The organism is Cupriavidus sp. CP313 (genome assembly GCF_054072015.1).
Window position 1 is genome coordinate 66,496 of record NZ_JBSVZB010000036.1, and the last position, 15,925, is coordinate 82,420.

At 68.3% G+C, this 15,925-nt stretch carries 14 protein-coding genes; 6 read left to right on the forward strand and 8 right to left on the reverse strand.

Features of this window, described 5'->3' with window-relative positions:
* Window positions 1-64: 64 nt before the first annotated feature.
* A complete protein-coding gene (locus ACW4E8_RS34000; protein ID WP_456808519.1) occupies window positions 65-2,776 on the reverse strand; it encodes a LuxR C-terminal-related transcriptional regulator in 2,712 nt (903 codons plus the stop codon).
* Window positions 2,777-3,112: 336 nt separating this feature from the next.
* Between ACW4E8_RS34000 and ACW4E8_RS34005 the strand changes: the two genes are divergently transcribed.
* The gene (locus ACW4E8_RS34005; RefSeq protein ID WP_456808520.1) at window positions 3,113-4,117 is read left to right on the forward strand and encodes a Bug family tripartite tricarboxylate transporter substrate binding protein; all 1,005 of its coding nucleotides are present in this window, start codon (window positions 3,113-3,115) and stop codon (window positions 4,115-4,117) included.
* 66 nt (window positions 4,118-4,183) lie between these two features.
* Here the strand turns inward: ACW4E8_RS34005 and ACW4E8_RS34010 are convergent, their stop codons facing one another.
* The 6 genes from ACW4E8_RS34010 to ACW4E8_RS34035 form a co-directional block, all read right to left on the reverse strand.
* Window positions 4,184-4,531, reverse strand: a complete 348-nt coding sequence (locus ACW4E8_RS34010; protein ID WP_456808521.1) for a hypothetical protein — start codon at window positions 4,529-4,531, stop codon at window positions 4,184-4,186.
* A gap of 175 nt (window positions 4,532-4,706) precedes the next feature.
* A complete protein-coding gene (gene serA / locus ACW4E8_RS34015) occupies window positions 4,707-5,924 on the reverse strand; it encodes a phosphoglycerate dehydrogenase (RefSeq protein WP_456808522.1) in 1,218 nt (405 codons plus the stop codon).
* 110 nt (window positions 5,925-6,034) lie between these two features.
* On the reverse strand, window positions 6,035-6,568 hold the full coding sequence (locus ACW4E8_RS34020) for a hypothetical protein (RefSeq protein WP_456808523.1): 534 nt from the start codon (window positions 6,566-6,568) through the stop codon (window positions 6,035-6,037).
* A 128-nt stretch (window positions 6,569-6,696) separates the two neighbouring features.
* The gene (locus ACW4E8_RS34025) at window positions 6,697-6,891 is read right to left on the reverse strand and encodes a hypothetical protein (protein WP_456808524.1); all 195 of its coding nucleotides are present in this window, start codon (window positions 6,889-6,891) and stop codon (window positions 6,697-6,699) included.
* 108 nt (window positions 6,892-6,999) lie between these two features.
* The gene (locus tag ACW4E8_RS34030; RefSeq protein WP_456808525.1) at window positions 7,000-7,668 is read right to left on the reverse strand and encodes a Vgb family protein; all 669 of its coding nucleotides are present in this window, start codon (window positions 7,666-7,668) and stop codon (window positions 7,000-7,002) included.
* A 34-nt stretch (window positions 7,669-7,702) separates the two neighbouring features.
* Window positions 7,703-8,923, reverse strand: coding sequence for a helix-turn-helix domain-containing protein (locus ACW4E8_RS34035; RefSeq protein ID WP_456808526.1), 1,221 nt, complete (start codon window positions 8,921-8,923; stop codon window positions 7,703-7,705).
* Window positions 8,924-9,021: 98 nt separating this feature from the next.
* On the opposite strand from ACW4E8_RS34035, the gene ACW4E8_RS34040 reads away from it, so the two are divergent.
* The gene (locus tag ACW4E8_RS34040; RefSeq protein ID WP_456808527.1) at window positions 9,022-9,798 is read left to right on the forward strand and encodes a DUF899 domain-containing protein; all 777 of its coding nucleotides are present in this window, start codon (window positions 9,022-9,024) and stop codon (window positions 9,796-9,798) included.
* A gap of 8 nt (window positions 9,799-9,806) precedes the next feature.
* Window positions 9,807-10,643, forward strand: coding sequence for a DUF2182 domain-containing protein (locus ACW4E8_RS34045; RefSeq protein WP_456808528.1), 837 nt, complete (start codon window positions 9,807-9,809; stop codon window positions 10,641-10,643).
* On the opposite strand, the gene ACW4E8_RS34050 is transcribed toward ACW4E8_RS34045, so the two are convergent.
* Window positions 10,612-11,520 (reverse strand): LysR substrate-binding domain-containing protein, encoded by a 909-nt coding sequence (locus ACW4E8_RS34050; RefSeq protein ID WP_456808529.1) that lies wholly within the window; start codon window positions 11,518-11,520, stop codon window positions 10,612-10,614. The genes ACW4E8_RS34045 and ACW4E8_RS34050 overlap by 32 nt on opposite strands.
* 244 nt (window positions 11,521-11,764) lie before the next feature.
* Between ACW4E8_RS34050 and psrA the strand changes: the two genes are divergently transcribed.
* The 3 genes from psrA to phnY all read left to right on the forward strand — a co-directional run bounded on the left by psrA (window position 11,765) and on the right by phnY (window position 15,770).
* A complete protein-coding gene (psrA, locus tag ACW4E8_RS34055; protein ID WP_456808530.1) occupies window positions 11,765-12,856 on the forward strand; it encodes an iron-containing alcohol dehydrogenase PsrA in 1,092 nt (363 codons plus the stop codon).
* Window positions 12,857-12,933: 77 nt separating this feature from the next.
* Window positions 12,934-14,238, forward strand: coding sequence for an MFS transporter (locus ACW4E8_RS34060; protein ID WP_456808531.1), 1,305 nt, complete (start codon window positions 12,934-12,936; stop codon window positions 14,236-14,238).
* An 86-nt stretch (window positions 14,239-14,324) separates the two neighbouring features.
* Complete coding sequence (gene phnY, locus ACW4E8_RS34065; protein WP_456808532.1) at window positions 14,325-15,770, forward strand: phosphonoacetaldehyde dehydrogenase; 1,446 nt, start codon at window positions 14,325-14,327, stop codon at window positions 15,768-15,770.
* Window positions 15,771-15,925: the final 155 nt, after the last annotated feature.

A 15,925-nucleotide genomic window follows, 5' to 3' on the forward strand; every position in this document is an offset into this window, starting at 1 on the left:
TACACCATTAAAGGAAGCAGGAACCAGGGTGTCAAGACTGCACTCGCTTGCCCGTGCCCACGGCTCACGGGATCAGGCCGCGCGCGCGGCCCAGTGCCACCGCTTCTGTGCGGCTTTGCGCGCCCAGCTTGGCATGGATGCGGCGCAGGTGCGACTTGACGGTCAGCTCGGACAGGAACAGCTTCTGCGCGATCACCCGATTGCGGTAGCCCGCGGACAGCATGCGCAGCACTTCCAGTTCGCGCCCGGTCAGCGGGTCGGGCTGGTGCGCCGTTTCCGCGGGCTGTTCTGCGGCCGGCTTCGCTGAGCCTGGCCCGGTGAGCCGCGCGAGCAGGCTGGCGACAAAAGGCTCGGCCACGCCAAGCGCTGCTGCCTGTGCCAGATGGGCGCCTGCCCAGGCCCGCAGCAGCACGGCAACGCGTTCGCCTTCTTCCAGGAAGGAGCGCAGGAAGCCTTCATGGCTGGCCAGGCGCAGGGCTTCGGTGATTTCCTGCAGGGCGGCATCGCGCTGCTGCATGCCGTCGAGCGCGGTGGCGCGCAGGATGCGAAGCCGGATCAGGCGCCAGTAGCGCTGGCATGCCAGTGCGGCCGCGATGGCGGCATCCAGCGCGGACAGCGCCGGCGCGATATTGCCGCGCGCGATGTCGAGCCGGCAGCGCGCGATGGAAGGCCGGTCGATATCGTTGGCATGGCCGGTGGCGTCCAGCGCTTCCCAGCCGCCGTACAGGTCGGCCGCCTGCAATGCCTGCAATGCCGTTTCCAGCTTGCCTTCCAGCGTGGCGACGCGTGCGCGCTCCAGCCAGGCCGAGCACACGCTGCGCGCGGTGCCGGACTGCTGTCCCAGTTGCTCCAGTTCAGCCAGGCGCTGCAGCCACTGGCCGCGGTCCCCGCGCGCCAGCGCCAGCCGCGCGCTCAGCACGTGGCAGGCGATCATCGAATCGGGCGGGCCGTTGCCCTTGCTGTAGGGCAGCGCATTGGCCAGCAGGCGCCCGGCCTCTTCCAGCGCATCGTGCTCATACAGCGCCAGTGCCCAGAACACGTCGCTGCCCGGACTGTCGCCGGACGCTGCACGCAGGCGCGCCAGCGCGTTGCCCAGGCGTCCCTGCACCAGGTCGATCACGCCTTCCAGCGTGTCGCTGAGGCCGCGTACCGACTGCGGCTGCTGCGCGCGCAGCGTCGCCCGCGACAGCACGCTGCGCGCTTCGTCGTAGCGGTGCGTGCAGATCAGCGCGTAGGCCAGCGAATTGGCCAGGATGCGGTACTGGAAGGGCTCGTCCGGCGCCAGGCGGCGCAGGTGCGCGCCGGCGGCATCGCGGCAGGTCTCGACCTGGTCGGTCATGGCCAGCAGCACGCAGTGGATGGTCTGTGCTTCCACCCCCAGGCGCGCGCGCTGGTTGTCGTCGCCGAGTTGCTCAAGTTCGGGCTGGAAGGAGGCCAGTGCGGCCATGGCCTCGGCGTGGCGCCGGTTGAGCAGCAGTACCCACGCGCGCGTCAGCGCCAGCGCCGGTTGCCGCGCCAGCGTTGCGGGATGGATCTGGTCGAACCAGCGCAACAGCAGGCGCACCCGACCAGTGCCCAGCAGCGAGTCGGACTGGCTGGCAATGGCGCTGAGCGCCTCGTCATGCCGGCCCGCCTGCAGCAGGTGGTCCACCGCGGGGATGGGGTAGCCGTGCTCCAGGTACCAGTGCGCGGCGGCCAGGTGCAGCGGCGCGACCCGCTCCGGCGCCTGCACGGCCAGCCGGTGCTGCAGGAAGCTGGCAAAGAGCCGGTGGTAGCGGTACCACGTGCGTTCGGCATCGAGCGGGAACAGCAGCAGGTTGGCGCGTTCGAGGTGATCCAGCATCTCGCGCGCGTCGGCGCGGCCGGTGAGGGCGTCGCACAGCGGCGCGCTCAGCTGGCCCAGCACGCTGGTTTCCAGCAGGAAGGCGCGGCATGCGTCGGACTGCCGCGCCAGGATGTCCTCGGCCAGGAATTCACCCAGCTCCAGGTGGGTGCCGGAGAACGCGGCGACGAAGGCGGCGTGGTCGCTGCGCTGCTGTAGCGACAGCGCGGCCAGGTAGATCGCGGTGGCCCAGCCTTCGGTGCGGCGGTGCAGCGTGGCAATGTCGCTGTCGCGCAGCGGCAGGCCGCAGCGCCCGCGCAGCAGCTGCGCGGCCTCGTCGACAGAAAAGTGCAGGGCGGCGGGCGGAATCTCCAGCAACTGCCCGCGCGCGCGCAGCCGGCCCAGGCCGATTTCCGGTGCGGTGCGCGAGCCGATCACCAGCGTGCCGCAGGGCGGCATCGCCTCGATCAGCTGCTGCACCAGATCCAGCGCCGGCGGGCTCTGCAAGGTCTCGAAATCGTCCAGCACGATCGCGAACGGCTGCGCCGCGGCGCCCACCAGCCCCAGGATGCGGTGCGCCAGGCGCGGTCCGCTGGCCGGCTCCTGCGTTGCGGCCCCGCGCCGCTTGCCGCCGCGCAGCGCGGCCAGGCCGGCGTCCAGGTGGACCAGCAGCCGTTCCAGGTCATTGTCACCCGCATCCAGGCGCAGCCACACCGTGGCTTGCTGCTGCGCTGCGCAATACTCCGCGTATTGCTGCATCAGCGTCGTCTTGCCAAAGCCGGCCGCGGCCCGCACCAGGATCACGCGGGCCGCGCGGTCCTGCGCCATGCGCGCGACCAGGTGCGGCCGGCCGATCGTGGCGGGGTGCGCCACGGGGGGCGCGAGCTTGGAGGCGAGCACCGTCGGCAGCGGCAGTGGGCCGCCGCTCACGGCGTGGTTGGCAAAGGGATGCAATGCACTCTCCTGGGGTGGGGCGATGCCCGTCACCGCCACCCTGGCCCGCATGCGGTGGACAGGATCATAAGTGCTGTATCGGCAATATTTTGGCGCAAGGGCATCAGGTCCGGGCGATTGTTCCATGGCCCTAAGGGTTGCGTCCTAGTTCGTTTGGACGATTCTGGCGGCTTGCCGAATTTCCTCCCTTTGGCAGACGACACCGGCGCCCGAGCCTCCTACAGTGGCCCGCACGCGCTCCCGGCAGCGGCCCGCAGAGGCTGGCCGGGCATGGCGTGGCAGGATGCCGGCACGGCACGAGGCCGGCTGCCGGAGACGAGACACAGGAGACAAGGTATGCAGCACGGCAGGCGCAGGGTTTTGCAGCAAATGGGTCTGGGCGTCGCGGGTGCGGCGCTGGCAGGGGTTGGGCTGGGCACGCGGGCGCAGGGTGGTGCGGGGGTGGATTTCCCGGCACGCACGGTGCGCATCGTGATGCCGTACGCCGCGGGGGGGACCGGCGACGTGGTCGCGCGCATGGTCGCGGACGGCCTTGCCAAGGCATGGGGCAAGGCCGTGGTGGTGGACAACCGGCCGGGCGCCGGGGGCATGATCGGCGCGGACATGGTGGCCAAGGCGGAGCCGGACGGCTATACGCTGTTGTTCGCGCTGACCGGCCTGGTCCAGGCCCCGCTCCTGTACAGCAAGGCAAACTACAACGCGGTGCGTGACTTCGCGCCGATCTCGGAGCTGGCGACCTCCAACCTGGCGCTGGTGGTCCAGCCCGACGTGCCGGCGGCCAACGTGAAGCAACTGATCGACTACATCCGCAAGCTGGGCAAGCCGCTGCCGTACGGCACCTACGGGCTGGGTTCCAGCGGGCATCTGCAGATGGAGGTCTTCGGCCGCAACGCCAGGGTCGAGCTGACCCACGTGCCCTACAAGGGCGAGGGTCCGCTGGTCAACGACCTGCTTGGCGGGCAACTGCCAGCCGGCATCGTGGCCGCGGTCACCGCGCGCCAGCATGCGCGCGCCGGCAAGCTCAAGGTAGTCGCCGTGGCCGGGCAGTCGCGCTCGCCGCTGCTGCCGGATGTGCCGACCTTCCAGGAGGCGGGCGTGCAAGGGCTGGAGCGCCAGGGCTGGCTGGGCCTGTTCGCGCCGGCGGCGACGCCGCGCGCGGTGGTCGACAAGGTGTCTGCCGACGTCAACCGCGTGCTGGCGAACCCCGAGCTGCACACGCGGCTGGTCGATCTCGGCATTATCGTCAAGGGAAGCTCCCCCGCGGCCTTTGCCGATGTGGTGAAGGTGGAGCAGACCTACTGGGCTGAAGCGATCCGGGCGTCCAATATCCGCCTGGACTGACGCGGCGCCGGCAGGGGATGGCGGCAGGCAGGGCCGGCTTGTGCGGGCACCTGCCTGCCGTGCCGTTTACTGGTAGGTCACTACCACCACGTACGCGTCCGGCGTGCCGCGGTGCCCGGCACGGGCGGGCTCGACGTCCAGCCTTGCCACGCCGATGCGGGCTTGCCCGGGCATCCGCGCAGGCGACATCGGCAACGGGGCCGAGACGATCTGCCCCGACGGCTGCTGGCAGCTCGCCTGCAACAGTCCGGCGGACGGACTGAAGCCGCAGGACGGGTACGAGATTCCCCCAAGGAACGTAATGGTGCCGGTATGCGCGGCAGCGGGGCCGGCACCCGCGGCTGCCAGAAGACCTGCTGCGACCAGCCTGCCGGCAACGCCGGCGGCCTTCCTGCTGAGTTCGACCGCTTTCATGGCTACTCTCTCTTATTGTCAGCGTGGCGCTGAGGCAGGCCGCCACTGAGAACCGGCACAGTGCAGGCCCACGGATCCGCGCGTGGGCTGCCACATTCATCATAGCGACGGTTTCAGAACATTCTTAAGAGTTGTGACACTCTTGTGACAATTGAGCTTGGGGACGGCCGCTGTCCTATCGCAGGATCAGCCGCGAGCGGGCAAAGCCTGCATGGGTGCGCAGCGCCTGCATCAACTGGTCTGACGGCACGCGGTCGAGGTCGGTGACCACATAGCCGGTGTGGCCGCGTGTCTGCAGGTGCTGGCCGGTGATATTCACGCCTTCCTGCGCCAGCAGCGTGTTCAGTGCCGCCAGGGCGCCCGGCGCGTTGCCGTGCACGTTGAGCAGCCGCGCCGGCGCGTGCAGCGGGCCGGGATCGACCTCGGGGAAGTTGACGGCGCCGATGGTGCCGCCGGTGGCCAGGAAGTGCGCCAGCTTGGCCGCCACTTCGGTGCCGATATTCTCCTGCGCCTCTTCGGTGCTGCCGCCCACGTGCGGGGTCAGCAGTACGTTGGGCAGGTTCTGCAGTTCGCTGACGAAGGGGTCGTTGTTGGTCTTCGGCTCCTCCGGGAACACGTCGATGGCGGCACCGCCCAGGCGCTTCTCGCGCAGCGCCGCGGCCAGCGCGGCGATGTCCACCACGCTGCCGCGCGAGGCATTGATCAGGATCGCGCCCGGCTTGCAGGCGGCCAGGATGCGCGCATCGATCATATTGCGCGTGCGCGGCGTGGCTGGCACATGCAGGGTCACCACTTCGGCCTGCGACACGGCTTCTTCCAGCGATCCCGCAGCGCGCGCGGAGCCGTGCGAGAGCCGCGCCAGCACGTCGTAGTAGACCACGCGCATGCCCATCGATTCGGCCAGCACGCCCACCTGCGAGCCGATATTGCCGTAGCCGACGATGGCAATGGTCTTGCCGCGCGCCTCGAATGCGCCGGCGGCGCCCTTGGCCCATTTGCCGGCGTGTGCCAGGGTGTTCTTCTCCGGAATCCGGCGCAGCAGCATCACCGCTTCGGACACCACCAGCTCGGCCACCGAGCGGGTGTTGGAGAAGGGCGCGTTGAACACCGGGATGCCGGCGGTGGTGGCGGCTTCCAGGTCCACCTGCGAGGTGCCGATGCAGAAGCAGCCGACCGAGAGCAGCCCGGGCGCGCTGCGGATGTCGTCGGCGCGCAGGTGGGTGGCAGAGCGGATGCCGACCACGTCGTGGCTGGCCAGCACCTGGCGCAGTTCGGCACCGGCCAGGGCGCCGGTGCGGCGCTCGACCTGCAGGCCGGCTTCAGCCAGCCGGGCGTTGGCGCTCTGGTGGATGTTCTCGAGCAGGATCGCAGTGGTCACGTTCGTTTTCCGCATGGAGGGTTGGCGGCGGTTGCCGCATCGCCACCATTCTGCGCGCAAAAAGGCCCGTGGGCCGGGGAGCCCCTGCTGCCGGCAATGGCACCGGCTGCCTTGCCGGCCTCGCTTCAGCGCGAGGGGCGCGAGTCGCCGCCGAGCGGGTCGACGATGATCATGGTCTGGCGCAGCACGCCGGCGTCATCGAAGTAGCAGCTGAAATGCGCGGTCTGCAAGCCATCCTTGTACATGCGCCAGGACCAGGCTTCACGCTTCATCAGGGAGTAGTACTGGATGGGCTCGCGTGGCAGGCCAAAGCGCTCCTGCACGTCCTTCTTGGTCCAGGTCCCGACCTGGGCGCGGTAGATCTCCGTCTCGGTCAGCATCTGGCGATAGTTGGTGAGCTTGCCGCCGGCGTCGAAATCAGCGGCATAGACCTCATGGCCGAGGGGCTGGCGCGACCAGATCCAGCGGGTGGTGCCGTCGGCGAGGCGGTAGGTCTCGGTGGGGGATCCGAATGTACTGCGTACGGCACTTTCAGGGCTGCCGATCATTTGCTTGCCGGTCTGTTCCGGCTGCAAGGTCGCACAGGCCCCGAGCGAGGCGAGCACGACAGCGGCAACGCACAGTTTGCCGATATACCGGGATGGCGTGCGGGATTGCATGGCGCTCTCCTGCGGACGAGATGCCCGCATCCCGCCATTCTCCGTCCGTCAGGCCGGCCCGTGCAACACCGGCTGGCGCCGGGGGGCGCCAGCCGGGACCGGCCGGTCAGTGCGGCGCTGGCGCTGGCTCAGCAGCGGCCTTTCTTGGCCTGGCCCGGCGGGCAGAAGGACTCGTTGCCATACGGGTCGACGCGGCAGTTGCCCTTCTTTGCCTGCCCCGGCGGGCAGCCCTGGGGGCCGCTGCCATAGCCGTCATAAGGGGCTACCACGCAGCCGCCCAGCAGTGCGCTGCAGGCGACCAGAAGGGCCAGAGCGGATTTCATCGCATTCTCCTTGTTGTGGGGGATTCCGTTTGCGACAGGAGAATAGATGGTGGCAGCGCCGTTGTCTGTAAGGAATAGTGAAAGTTGTCCGCTCAGGGTGAATGCCGGCTACTTGCCCGCGGCGTCGGCGGGGCGCTTCCCGGCTGGCCTGGGCCGGCGCACCGCGCGGATCTTGCCGCTGTTGCCGCCGCCGCAGAAGAACTGGTCGCCGCCGTCGGACTCCAGCCCCGACACGCCCGCGCCGGCCGGCATGGTGACCGATTCCAGCACCGCGCCCGATTGCGGGTCGATGTGCCGCAGCTCGCTCTGGTCGCCTTCCCAGGTGCCGTGCCAGAGCTCGGCATCGACCCAGGTGACGCCGGTGACAAAGCGGTCGGACGTGATGGTGCGCAGGATCGCCCCCGTCTGCGGATCGACCTGGTGGATCTTCCGCTCCCGGTACTGGCCTACCCACAGCGTGCCTTCGGCCCAGGCAAGCCCCGAGTCGCCGCCGCCGCCCGGCGCGGGGATCGTGGCCAGCACGCGGCCGCTTTGCGGATCGATCTTCTGGATGCGGTCCTCGGCAATCTGGTACAGGTGCTGGCCGTCGAAAGCCGTTCCGGCATGGGCGGCGACATCGAGCGAGCGCAGTGTCCTGCCGGTGACCGGGTCCAGGGCATTGAGCTTGTCTCCGCTGGCAAACCAGACCCGCTGGCCGTCATAGCTGACACCGTGGACGTTCTCGACCCCGGGGAAGGGACCATACTCGCGAAGCACTTCGGCTTGTGATCGTTTCATGCTGTCGTCCTGGTGGCTTGGGGATGGCTACATGCTAGTCAATCGGCAGCGGCGAGGGGAGTAACAAGGTCGTCGTGAATCCCGGCACCGGCGGCGTCATCCAGCGGCGCGCGCGCCCGTGGCCAAGGGACTGGATCTTGCCCGCGGCCGCCAGCGTTTCAAGTGCCCGTTGCACCGAGCGCTGGCTGGCACCCAGCGCCAGCGCGAGGGCAGAGCTGGACCATGACTCGCCATCGGCAAGCAAGGCTAGCACCGCCGCGTGCTTCTCTTCCACGGGCCGCGCCAGCACCACCACCTCGCGCGCGCGGTGCGGCACCAGCGCGAAGCCGCGCCCGGTTGCGGTGACGCCGGCAAATGCGCCAAGCACTGTGCGCAGCCGCCCGATCTCGACACGCAGCCGCGCGCGGTGCGAAGCATCGGCGTGCCTGGTGCGGAAGGCGTGCGCGATCAGCGTGTCCCGGGGCACGTCGGCGGGCCAGGCCTCGGCCAGCGCGCGCACCAGCGTGAACAACACCGGTCGCCTGGCGAGCGAGACCGCGGTGCCCGCGCAGCGCACGGCATAGCGGCACGCATCCACGACCAACGCTTTCGACGCCAGCAGCGCTTCGACTTCCTCGAGCAGCAGCGGCCGTTCCTCGCCGCGCGCGATGCGGCGTGCCGCGGGGCTGTGCAGCGCCAGGGCCGCGCTTTCAACCTCGGCGCTCAAGGATGGGATGCCGGCGCGCTGCGCCGCGCGCGCGGCCTGTGCCAGCGCGTTGCGCGCCGGCCTGGTCTGCACGCGCCGCATCGCAATGCCCGCCACGATCAGGGCATGGGCTGTGCGCAACGCGGGCGGGAAGGGGGTGGGGTCAAGCCCGGCAAGCGCCTGCTCGGCGTCGTCGATGCGGCCGATCAGCAGCAGCCGCCGGATCGCCAGATACCGCGCATGGGCGGCGTTGACCCAGTCGCCGTGCGCTTCAAGGGTGGCGCGCGCGCTGTCCAGCGTCTTTGCCGGCCAGCCCAGGTCGCGCGAGACAAAGGCGATCTCCGTTTCGGCCACCACGCACCTGGCGCGCGCAACGGCTTCCCGCGGACCGAAGGCGCGCGCCGCGCTGCGCAACAGTGCCCGGGCGCGGATGAAGTCGCCCAGCTGCGCCATGGCGATGCCGCGCAACGCCAGCGCCGGCGGATCGTCGCGCAGGGCAACCCGGTTCAGCGCGCCAAGCGGATCACCCGCGGCAAGCGCGAGCGCCGCGGCGGCAATGCGTGAGTCCATCCGAATCCCGCCAGAAATCCCGCCACACTTGTCACTCCCACCGTTGGAAGCCGGCGCCTAATCTAGCACACGAACACCAACCAACGGAGGGATGCACGATGACCACACACAGCACCGGAACCCGTGAAGCATGGCTCGCCGCGCGGCGTGAACTGCTCGAGGCCGAGAAGGATCTCACCCGACGCAGCGATGAACTGGCACGGCAGCGCCAGGCGTTGCCGTGGGTTCGAATCGACAAGCCCTACCGGTTCGAGACCGCGGCGGGCAGCGCCTCGCTGGCAGACCTGTTCCAGGGACGTTCGCAACTGCTGGTCTACCACTTCATGTTCGGCCCGGACTACCAGGCAGGTTGCCCGTCCTGCTCCGCGATTGCAGACGGGTTTGACGGATTCACCGTCCACCTGGCGCATCACGACGTCACGCTGGCCGCGGTGTCGCGGGCACCGTTGGCGAAATTGCAGGCGTACCAGCGGCGCATGGGCTGGACCTTCCCGTGGGCGTCGTCGCAGGGCAGCGACTTCAACACGGACTTCAACGTCTGGTTCAGCGAAGCACAACAACGCCAGGGCGATATCGACTACAACTACCGGCGCGAGGCGGCATTCGCCTGGCGCCCTGAGCTGGAGGCCGGCGGCGCAGCGGCCGAGGCCAGGTTTGCTGCCATGTGCGGCACCGATGCCGCGACGTACCAGCGCGACCGGCCCGGCATGAGCGCCTTCGCACTGGAAGATGGCGTTGTGTACCACACCTATTCCACCTATGCGCGCGGGCTGGATGGCCTGTGGGGCATGTACCAGTGGCTGGATCGCGCGCCGCGCGGACGCAACGAGGCCGGGGTCTGGTGGCGCCGGCATGATGAGTACGAGCAGGGCTGAGGCAGGCCGTGTCCAGCGTACTCACCGCGCACAGGCCGGCGCGCTCACGCAGCGCCGGCCCGCGCCTTGCCTTCCTTGGCGTCCTGGCCGTGCTGTTCATCGCCGGCGTGGCGGCGACACTCGCCTGGCATGCGTCCATGCCGGCAATGGGCGCGACGCCGATGCCCGGCGGCTGGACCATGTCGATGGCGTGGATGCGGATGTGCGGCCAGACCTGGGCCCGCACGGCAATGGTCTTCCTCGGCATGTGGATCGCCATGATGGTGCCGATGATGCTGCCCTCGCTGGCACCGATGCTGTGGCGCTACCGCCAGGCGCTGGCGGCGGCAGGGCAGGTCCGCCCGGGCATGTCGATGGCGCTCGCGGGCGCCGGCTACTTCATCGTGTGGGGCATGGTGGGCCTCGCCGTTTTCCCGGTTGGCGCTGCGCTGGCAGCAATCGCCACGCAGGCCCAGGGCCTGGCGCGCGCGGCGCCGCTCGCTGCTGCGGTGGTCTTGGTGATGGCAGGCGTGCTGCAGTTCACCGCGTGGAAAGCACGGCAGCTTGCCTGCTGCACCAACGCAGCGGGCCGCACGCGCGCCCTGCCGGCGGATGCCGGCTCGGCGTGGCGCCATGGCCTGCGGCTGGGCCTGCACTGCACCCGGTGCTGTGCGGGCCTGACCGCGGCATTGCTCGTCATGGGCGTGATGGACCTGCGTGTGATGGCAGCGGTGACGTTGGCGATGACGCTCGAACGATGGATGCCGGCGGGTGCGCGCGTGACCAGGCTTGCGGTACGGCTTACCGGGGCCGTCCTGGTCGGCGTGGGCGTGGCTACGCTGGTGCAGGCAGGTTGGGGCGGATGACGGGGTGGTGCTCGCCCAGCGCGACCGCGAACAGCGCCGCAATCAGCGGCCGCTCCTTGCGCACCTCCAGGCAGCACAGCGAATAGTCGATCGATAACAGCGGCTCGTCGACCGGCACCACCTGCAGGCCCGGCAGCGGGATGCATTCGATCTGCGTGACGAAGCTGATGCCCATGCCATTGGCCACCGCATGCAGGATGGCCTCGCGGCTGTTGATTTCCATCACGCAGTTCAGCGCTACGCCATGCTGTGCGCACGCGCGTTCAACACGGAGCCGGGTTTTCGATCCCGGCTCGCGCAGGATCACGGCTTCGCCGGCGACGTCTTGCACCGTGATCGAAGGGCGCGCGGCCAGCGGATGGCCGGCCGGCATCACGGCAACGATGCGCTCGCGGCGATAGGGCGCGATATGCAGGCCCTCGACGGGATCGGGTTCCGCCAGGATGCCGACGTCGATGTCGAAATCCTGCAACCCGCGCAGCACCGATGCCTCTGAGCCGATGGTGACTGTCAGTTCCAGCGAAGCGTGCGCGGTGCGAAAGCTGCGCGCCAGCCCCAGCGCGATCGGCGGCGAGACCGCGCCCACGCGCACCAGCCCGGTCTTGAGCTTGTGCGCGCTCTGCAGGAACTGCATGGCCTCGTCTTCCTGCCCGAACAATCCCTGGGTGATGGCGTAGAGCCGCTCGCCGGTGTCGGTCAGGCGCACGGTGCGGCCTGCGCGCAGGAACAGCTCCACGCCGAAGCGCGTCTCCAGCGCCTTGACCTGGTCGGTCACGGTCGGCTGCCCGATATGCAGGTACTGCGCCGCGGCAGTGAAGCCGCCCGTCCGGGCGACCGCATGGAAGCAGCGGATCGACTTGTAGTACTGGTGGAACATGGGGTCTCGATGGGGGCTGGCCGCCGTTCTGCGCGGCGTGTGCGGCGAGTCTCCCACAGACGCGTGCCGATGCGTACAGGGTTTCCCCGAGGCCGGCAGCGTCCCGGCGATCCATCGGTTTTGGCGCACCTCGCCGTCAAAGATGCGATTGGATCGGGGGTTTGGCGTCTCCCACACTTCAGGCACCAAGGAACGCGGCTCAAGCCGCCGCCCAGGCTACCCAGGAAAGAAGTGAGGAGACCCCATGATCCATGCCTACCACAACCCCGTGTCGATCCATTGCGGGGCTGGCAGCCTTGACCAGCTTCCGGCCTTGCTGCACGGACGGCGCGCCGTCGTCGTGACCTTTCCCGAAGCGCGCGCGCTGGGATTGGTGGCGCGGCTTGAAGCCCTGCTGGGTGCAGACCTTGTCGGGATGATTGAAGACGTGCACCCCAACCCCGACGTAACCCAGTTGTCCGGCCTGTATGACCGCTTCTGGGAAGACGCCGACGCTTGCGACGCCATCGTTGCGGTCGGAGGCGGCAGCGCCATCGATACCGCCAAGGCGCTGATGGTCGGGACCAGGACGGGGCGGTTCGATTCGCTGATCAGCCTGCTGGCGACCGGCAAGGCGTTCACGCCGGCGCGGGTCAAGCCGCTGATCGCCGTGCCGACCACGGCCGGAACGGGCAGCGAAGTGACGCCCTGGGCGACTATCTGGGACGCCGCGAACCAGAAGAAGTACTCGCTCCACCTGGAGGCAACCTGGCCCGAAGCGGCCATCGTGGATGCGGAGCTGATGGTGTCAGTGCCACGTGGCACCACGATCTCCACCGGGCTTGACGCCCTGTCTCATGCGCTGGAATCGATCTGGAATGTCAACGCCAACCCGATTTCCGACACCTTCGCCATTTCGGCGGTGGAAGACATCTTCGACACCTTGCCGGAACTGGTGCGCAACCTGGACGACATTGCCTTGCGTGAGCGCATGGCGCTGGCCGCCCTCAAGGCCGGACTGGCGTTCTCCAATACCAAGACGGCACTTGCGCACTCCATCTCCTACGAGATGACGCTGCGCCATGGCCTTCCGCACGGCATCGCCTGCTCGTTCACGTTGCCCTTGGTGCTCGAAAAAGCGTGGGCACGCCGGCCCGACCGCGACCGCACCCTGCAGAGGCTGTTCGGGCCCGCACTGGACCACGGGCAGCAACGGCTGCGCGCCTTCCTGCAGGGCCTGGGCGTGAAGACCGAGTTTGCCGACTACGGCGTCACCGACGACGAGGCCGGCGCCATGATCGCGCGTGCGCTGGACGGCGCCCGTGGCAAGAACTTCATCGGCGCTGTGTCGGCCTAGTGGCACGACCCCGGCCGACGGTACCGCCGGCCAACACGAGCCCGCAATACGGGCCGACAATACAAGAGGAGACAAAAATGGAAACTGCCGATCGCATCCAGGCCGGGGCGTTCGTCGCCCCGGCCGAGCTATCGTTCCGGCGGGCACAGTGGCGCATGCTGCTGGCCGCGATGTTCTGCTACTTCTTCTTCTACACGGGGCGGCAGACCTTCGGCTTCGCCATTCCCGGCATCCAGCAGGAATTTGGGCTTTCCAAGGAGGCACTGGGATGGGCCTCGACCTGCCTGCTGTGGTGCTACGCCATCGGGCAGGCCATCAACGGCAACCTGGGCGACAAGTTCGGTGGGCGCCGGGTAATGACCGCCGGCGCGATCCTGTCGTGCGCGGCCAACTGGGTGGTCAGCTTCGCCGTGGGCTTCAAGAGCCTGGCGATTCCATGGGGCATCAACGGCTACTTCCAGGCGCTCGGCTGGGCGCCCGGCAGCCGGCTGCTGTCGAACTGGTGGGGCGCCGAAGAACGCGGCAAAGTCTATGGCTTCTATGTGTTCGCGGCCGGCTGCGCTTCGGTGCTGTCGTTCGTCACCTCGATCGTGGTTGTGAATATCCTGCACCTGGACTGGCGCTGGATCTTCCGCCTGCCGGTGCTGCTGATGCTGGTGGGTGGCATCACCTTCTTCCTGATCGTGCGCGAGCGGCCGGAAGACCTGGGCTTCAAGTCACCCGACACCGGCGTCGCCAAGGCCGAGGATGCGGACAAGGCCGCAGCGGCAGAGACCGATGCCGACGAAAGCTCCTGGTCGCGTTACAAGGCCGTGCTGCGCAACCCGCGGCTGCTGATCGCGGGCCTGTCGATCGGTTTCCAGAATGCCGCGCGCTATGGCCTGATCGTCTGGGTACCGGTCCACTTCCTGGGCAAGAACTGGAAAAGCGCCGAGACGCTGATCGACCCGGCGTGGATCTCGGTGGCGCTGCCGGTGGGCATGGCCTTCGGCGCGCTGTCCAACGGCTGGATTTCCGACCGGCTGTTCGGCTCCAGCCGCAGCAAGGCCATCATGCTGTACATGGTCCTGGGTGCCGTGGCGTCAATGGTCATGTACAAGCTGCCCACGGGCATGGGCGCCATCGTCGCGCTGTTCCTTGCCGGATTCTTCGTCTACGGCCCGGCCTCGTCGTTCTGGGCGCTGTGCCCGGACCTGGTGGGCGCCAAGCGCGCAGGCACTGCCACCGGCATCCTGAACTTCTTCTCGTACCTGCTTGCGGGCCTGGGCGAGCCGCTTATCGGCCGCATCCTGGACCAGTCCGGCAATACCTCGCTGGTGTTCCCGATCGTGGCGACCAGCTGCATCATCAGCGCCGTCATCGCGGCATTCATTCGCCGCTGAGTGCGCAGGGCCGGCATGACTCCTGCCCGCCCGCCACGGCTGCAACCCTTTTCCCGACACTGCTCAAGACCCGAGAGGGCAAGATCATGACCGCATTGCAAGCCATCCCCGAAATTCGCCACGAAGCGTTGCGCATCGCCGGCGAGAAGATCTACCGCGAAGACGTGATCGAGGTGACCTATCCGTACACCGGCGAAGTCATCGCCACCGTGCCGAAGGCCACGCTCGACGACGTGCGCCGCGCCTACCGCATCGCGCGCGACTACCAGCCCACGCTGACGCGCTATGAACGCTACAAGATCCTGATGCGCGCCGGCGAGATCATCGCCTCGCGCCTCGACGAGATCTCGCGCACGATCACGCGGGAATCCGGCCTGTGCCGCAAGGATTCGCTGTACGAGGTGGGCCGTGCCTCTGACGTGCTGCTGTTTGCCGCCAACCAGGCGCTGGTCGACGACGGCCAGGTGTTCTCGTGCGACCTGACCCACCATGGCAAGAGCCGCAAGGTCTATACGCTGCGCGAGCCGCTGCTGGGCGTGATCACCGCGATCACGCCGTTCAACCACCCGTTGAACCAGGTGATCCACAAGGTGGCGCCGTCAGTGGCCACCAACAACCGCATGGTGCTCAAGCCCAGCGAGAAGACGCCGCTGGCGGCCTACCTGCTGGCCGATATCCTGTATGAGGCCGGACTGCCGCCGCAGATGCTGTCGGTCATCACCGGCGACCCGCGCGAGATCGCCGACGAGATGCTGACGCACCCGGACGTGGACCTGGTGACCTTCACCGGCGGCGTGCCGATCGGCAAGTACATTGCCGCCACGGCCACCTACAAGCGCCAGGTGCTGGAGCTGGGGGGCAACGACCCGATCATCGTGATGGAAGACGCGGACCTGGAGGAGGCCGCCACGCTCGCCGCCAGCGGCTCCTACAAGAACTCCGGGCAGCGCTGCACGGCGATCAAGCGCATGCTGGTGCATGAGTCGGTGGCGGACCGCTTTGTCGATCTGCTGGTGGCGAAGACCGAAGCGCTCAGCTATGGTGATCCCATGGACCCGAAGGTGGACATGGGCACGGTCATCGACGAAGCCGCCGCGATCCAGTTCGAGATGGTGGTCAATGAGGCGATTGCCGCCGGGGCCACGTTGCGCTACGGCAATATCCGGCGCGGCGCGCTGTATTCGCCGACGGTGCTCGATCATGTCGATCCCGAAATGACGGTGGCCAGGCATGAGACCTTTGGGCCGGTGTCGCCGGTGATCCGCTTCAGGGACATTGAAGATGCGATCCGCATCTCGAATGGCACTGCGTACGGGCTGTCTTCGTCGGTCTGCACCAACCGGCTCGACTACATCACGCGCTTCGTGCGGGAGCTGAAGGTTGGCAGCGTCAATGTGCGGGAGGTGCCGGGGTATCGGCTGGAACTGACGCCTTTCGGTGGGATCAAGGACTCTGGGCTGGGGTACAAGGAAGGGGTGTTGGAGGCGATGAAGAGTTTCACCAATACCAAGACGTATTCGTTGCCTTGGTAGTCGCTGCGGTTCGTCCTTGTAGCGGAGCCAGGCGCCGCCGGGCGTGGCAAGAAACGCGTCGCCTTTAGCAGGCTGTTGAAAAGCACTCCGCCATGAAGGGCGCAGTGCAGCTAAACACGACTCGACATGCGAATGGCCGCTGCATTCCTACCATG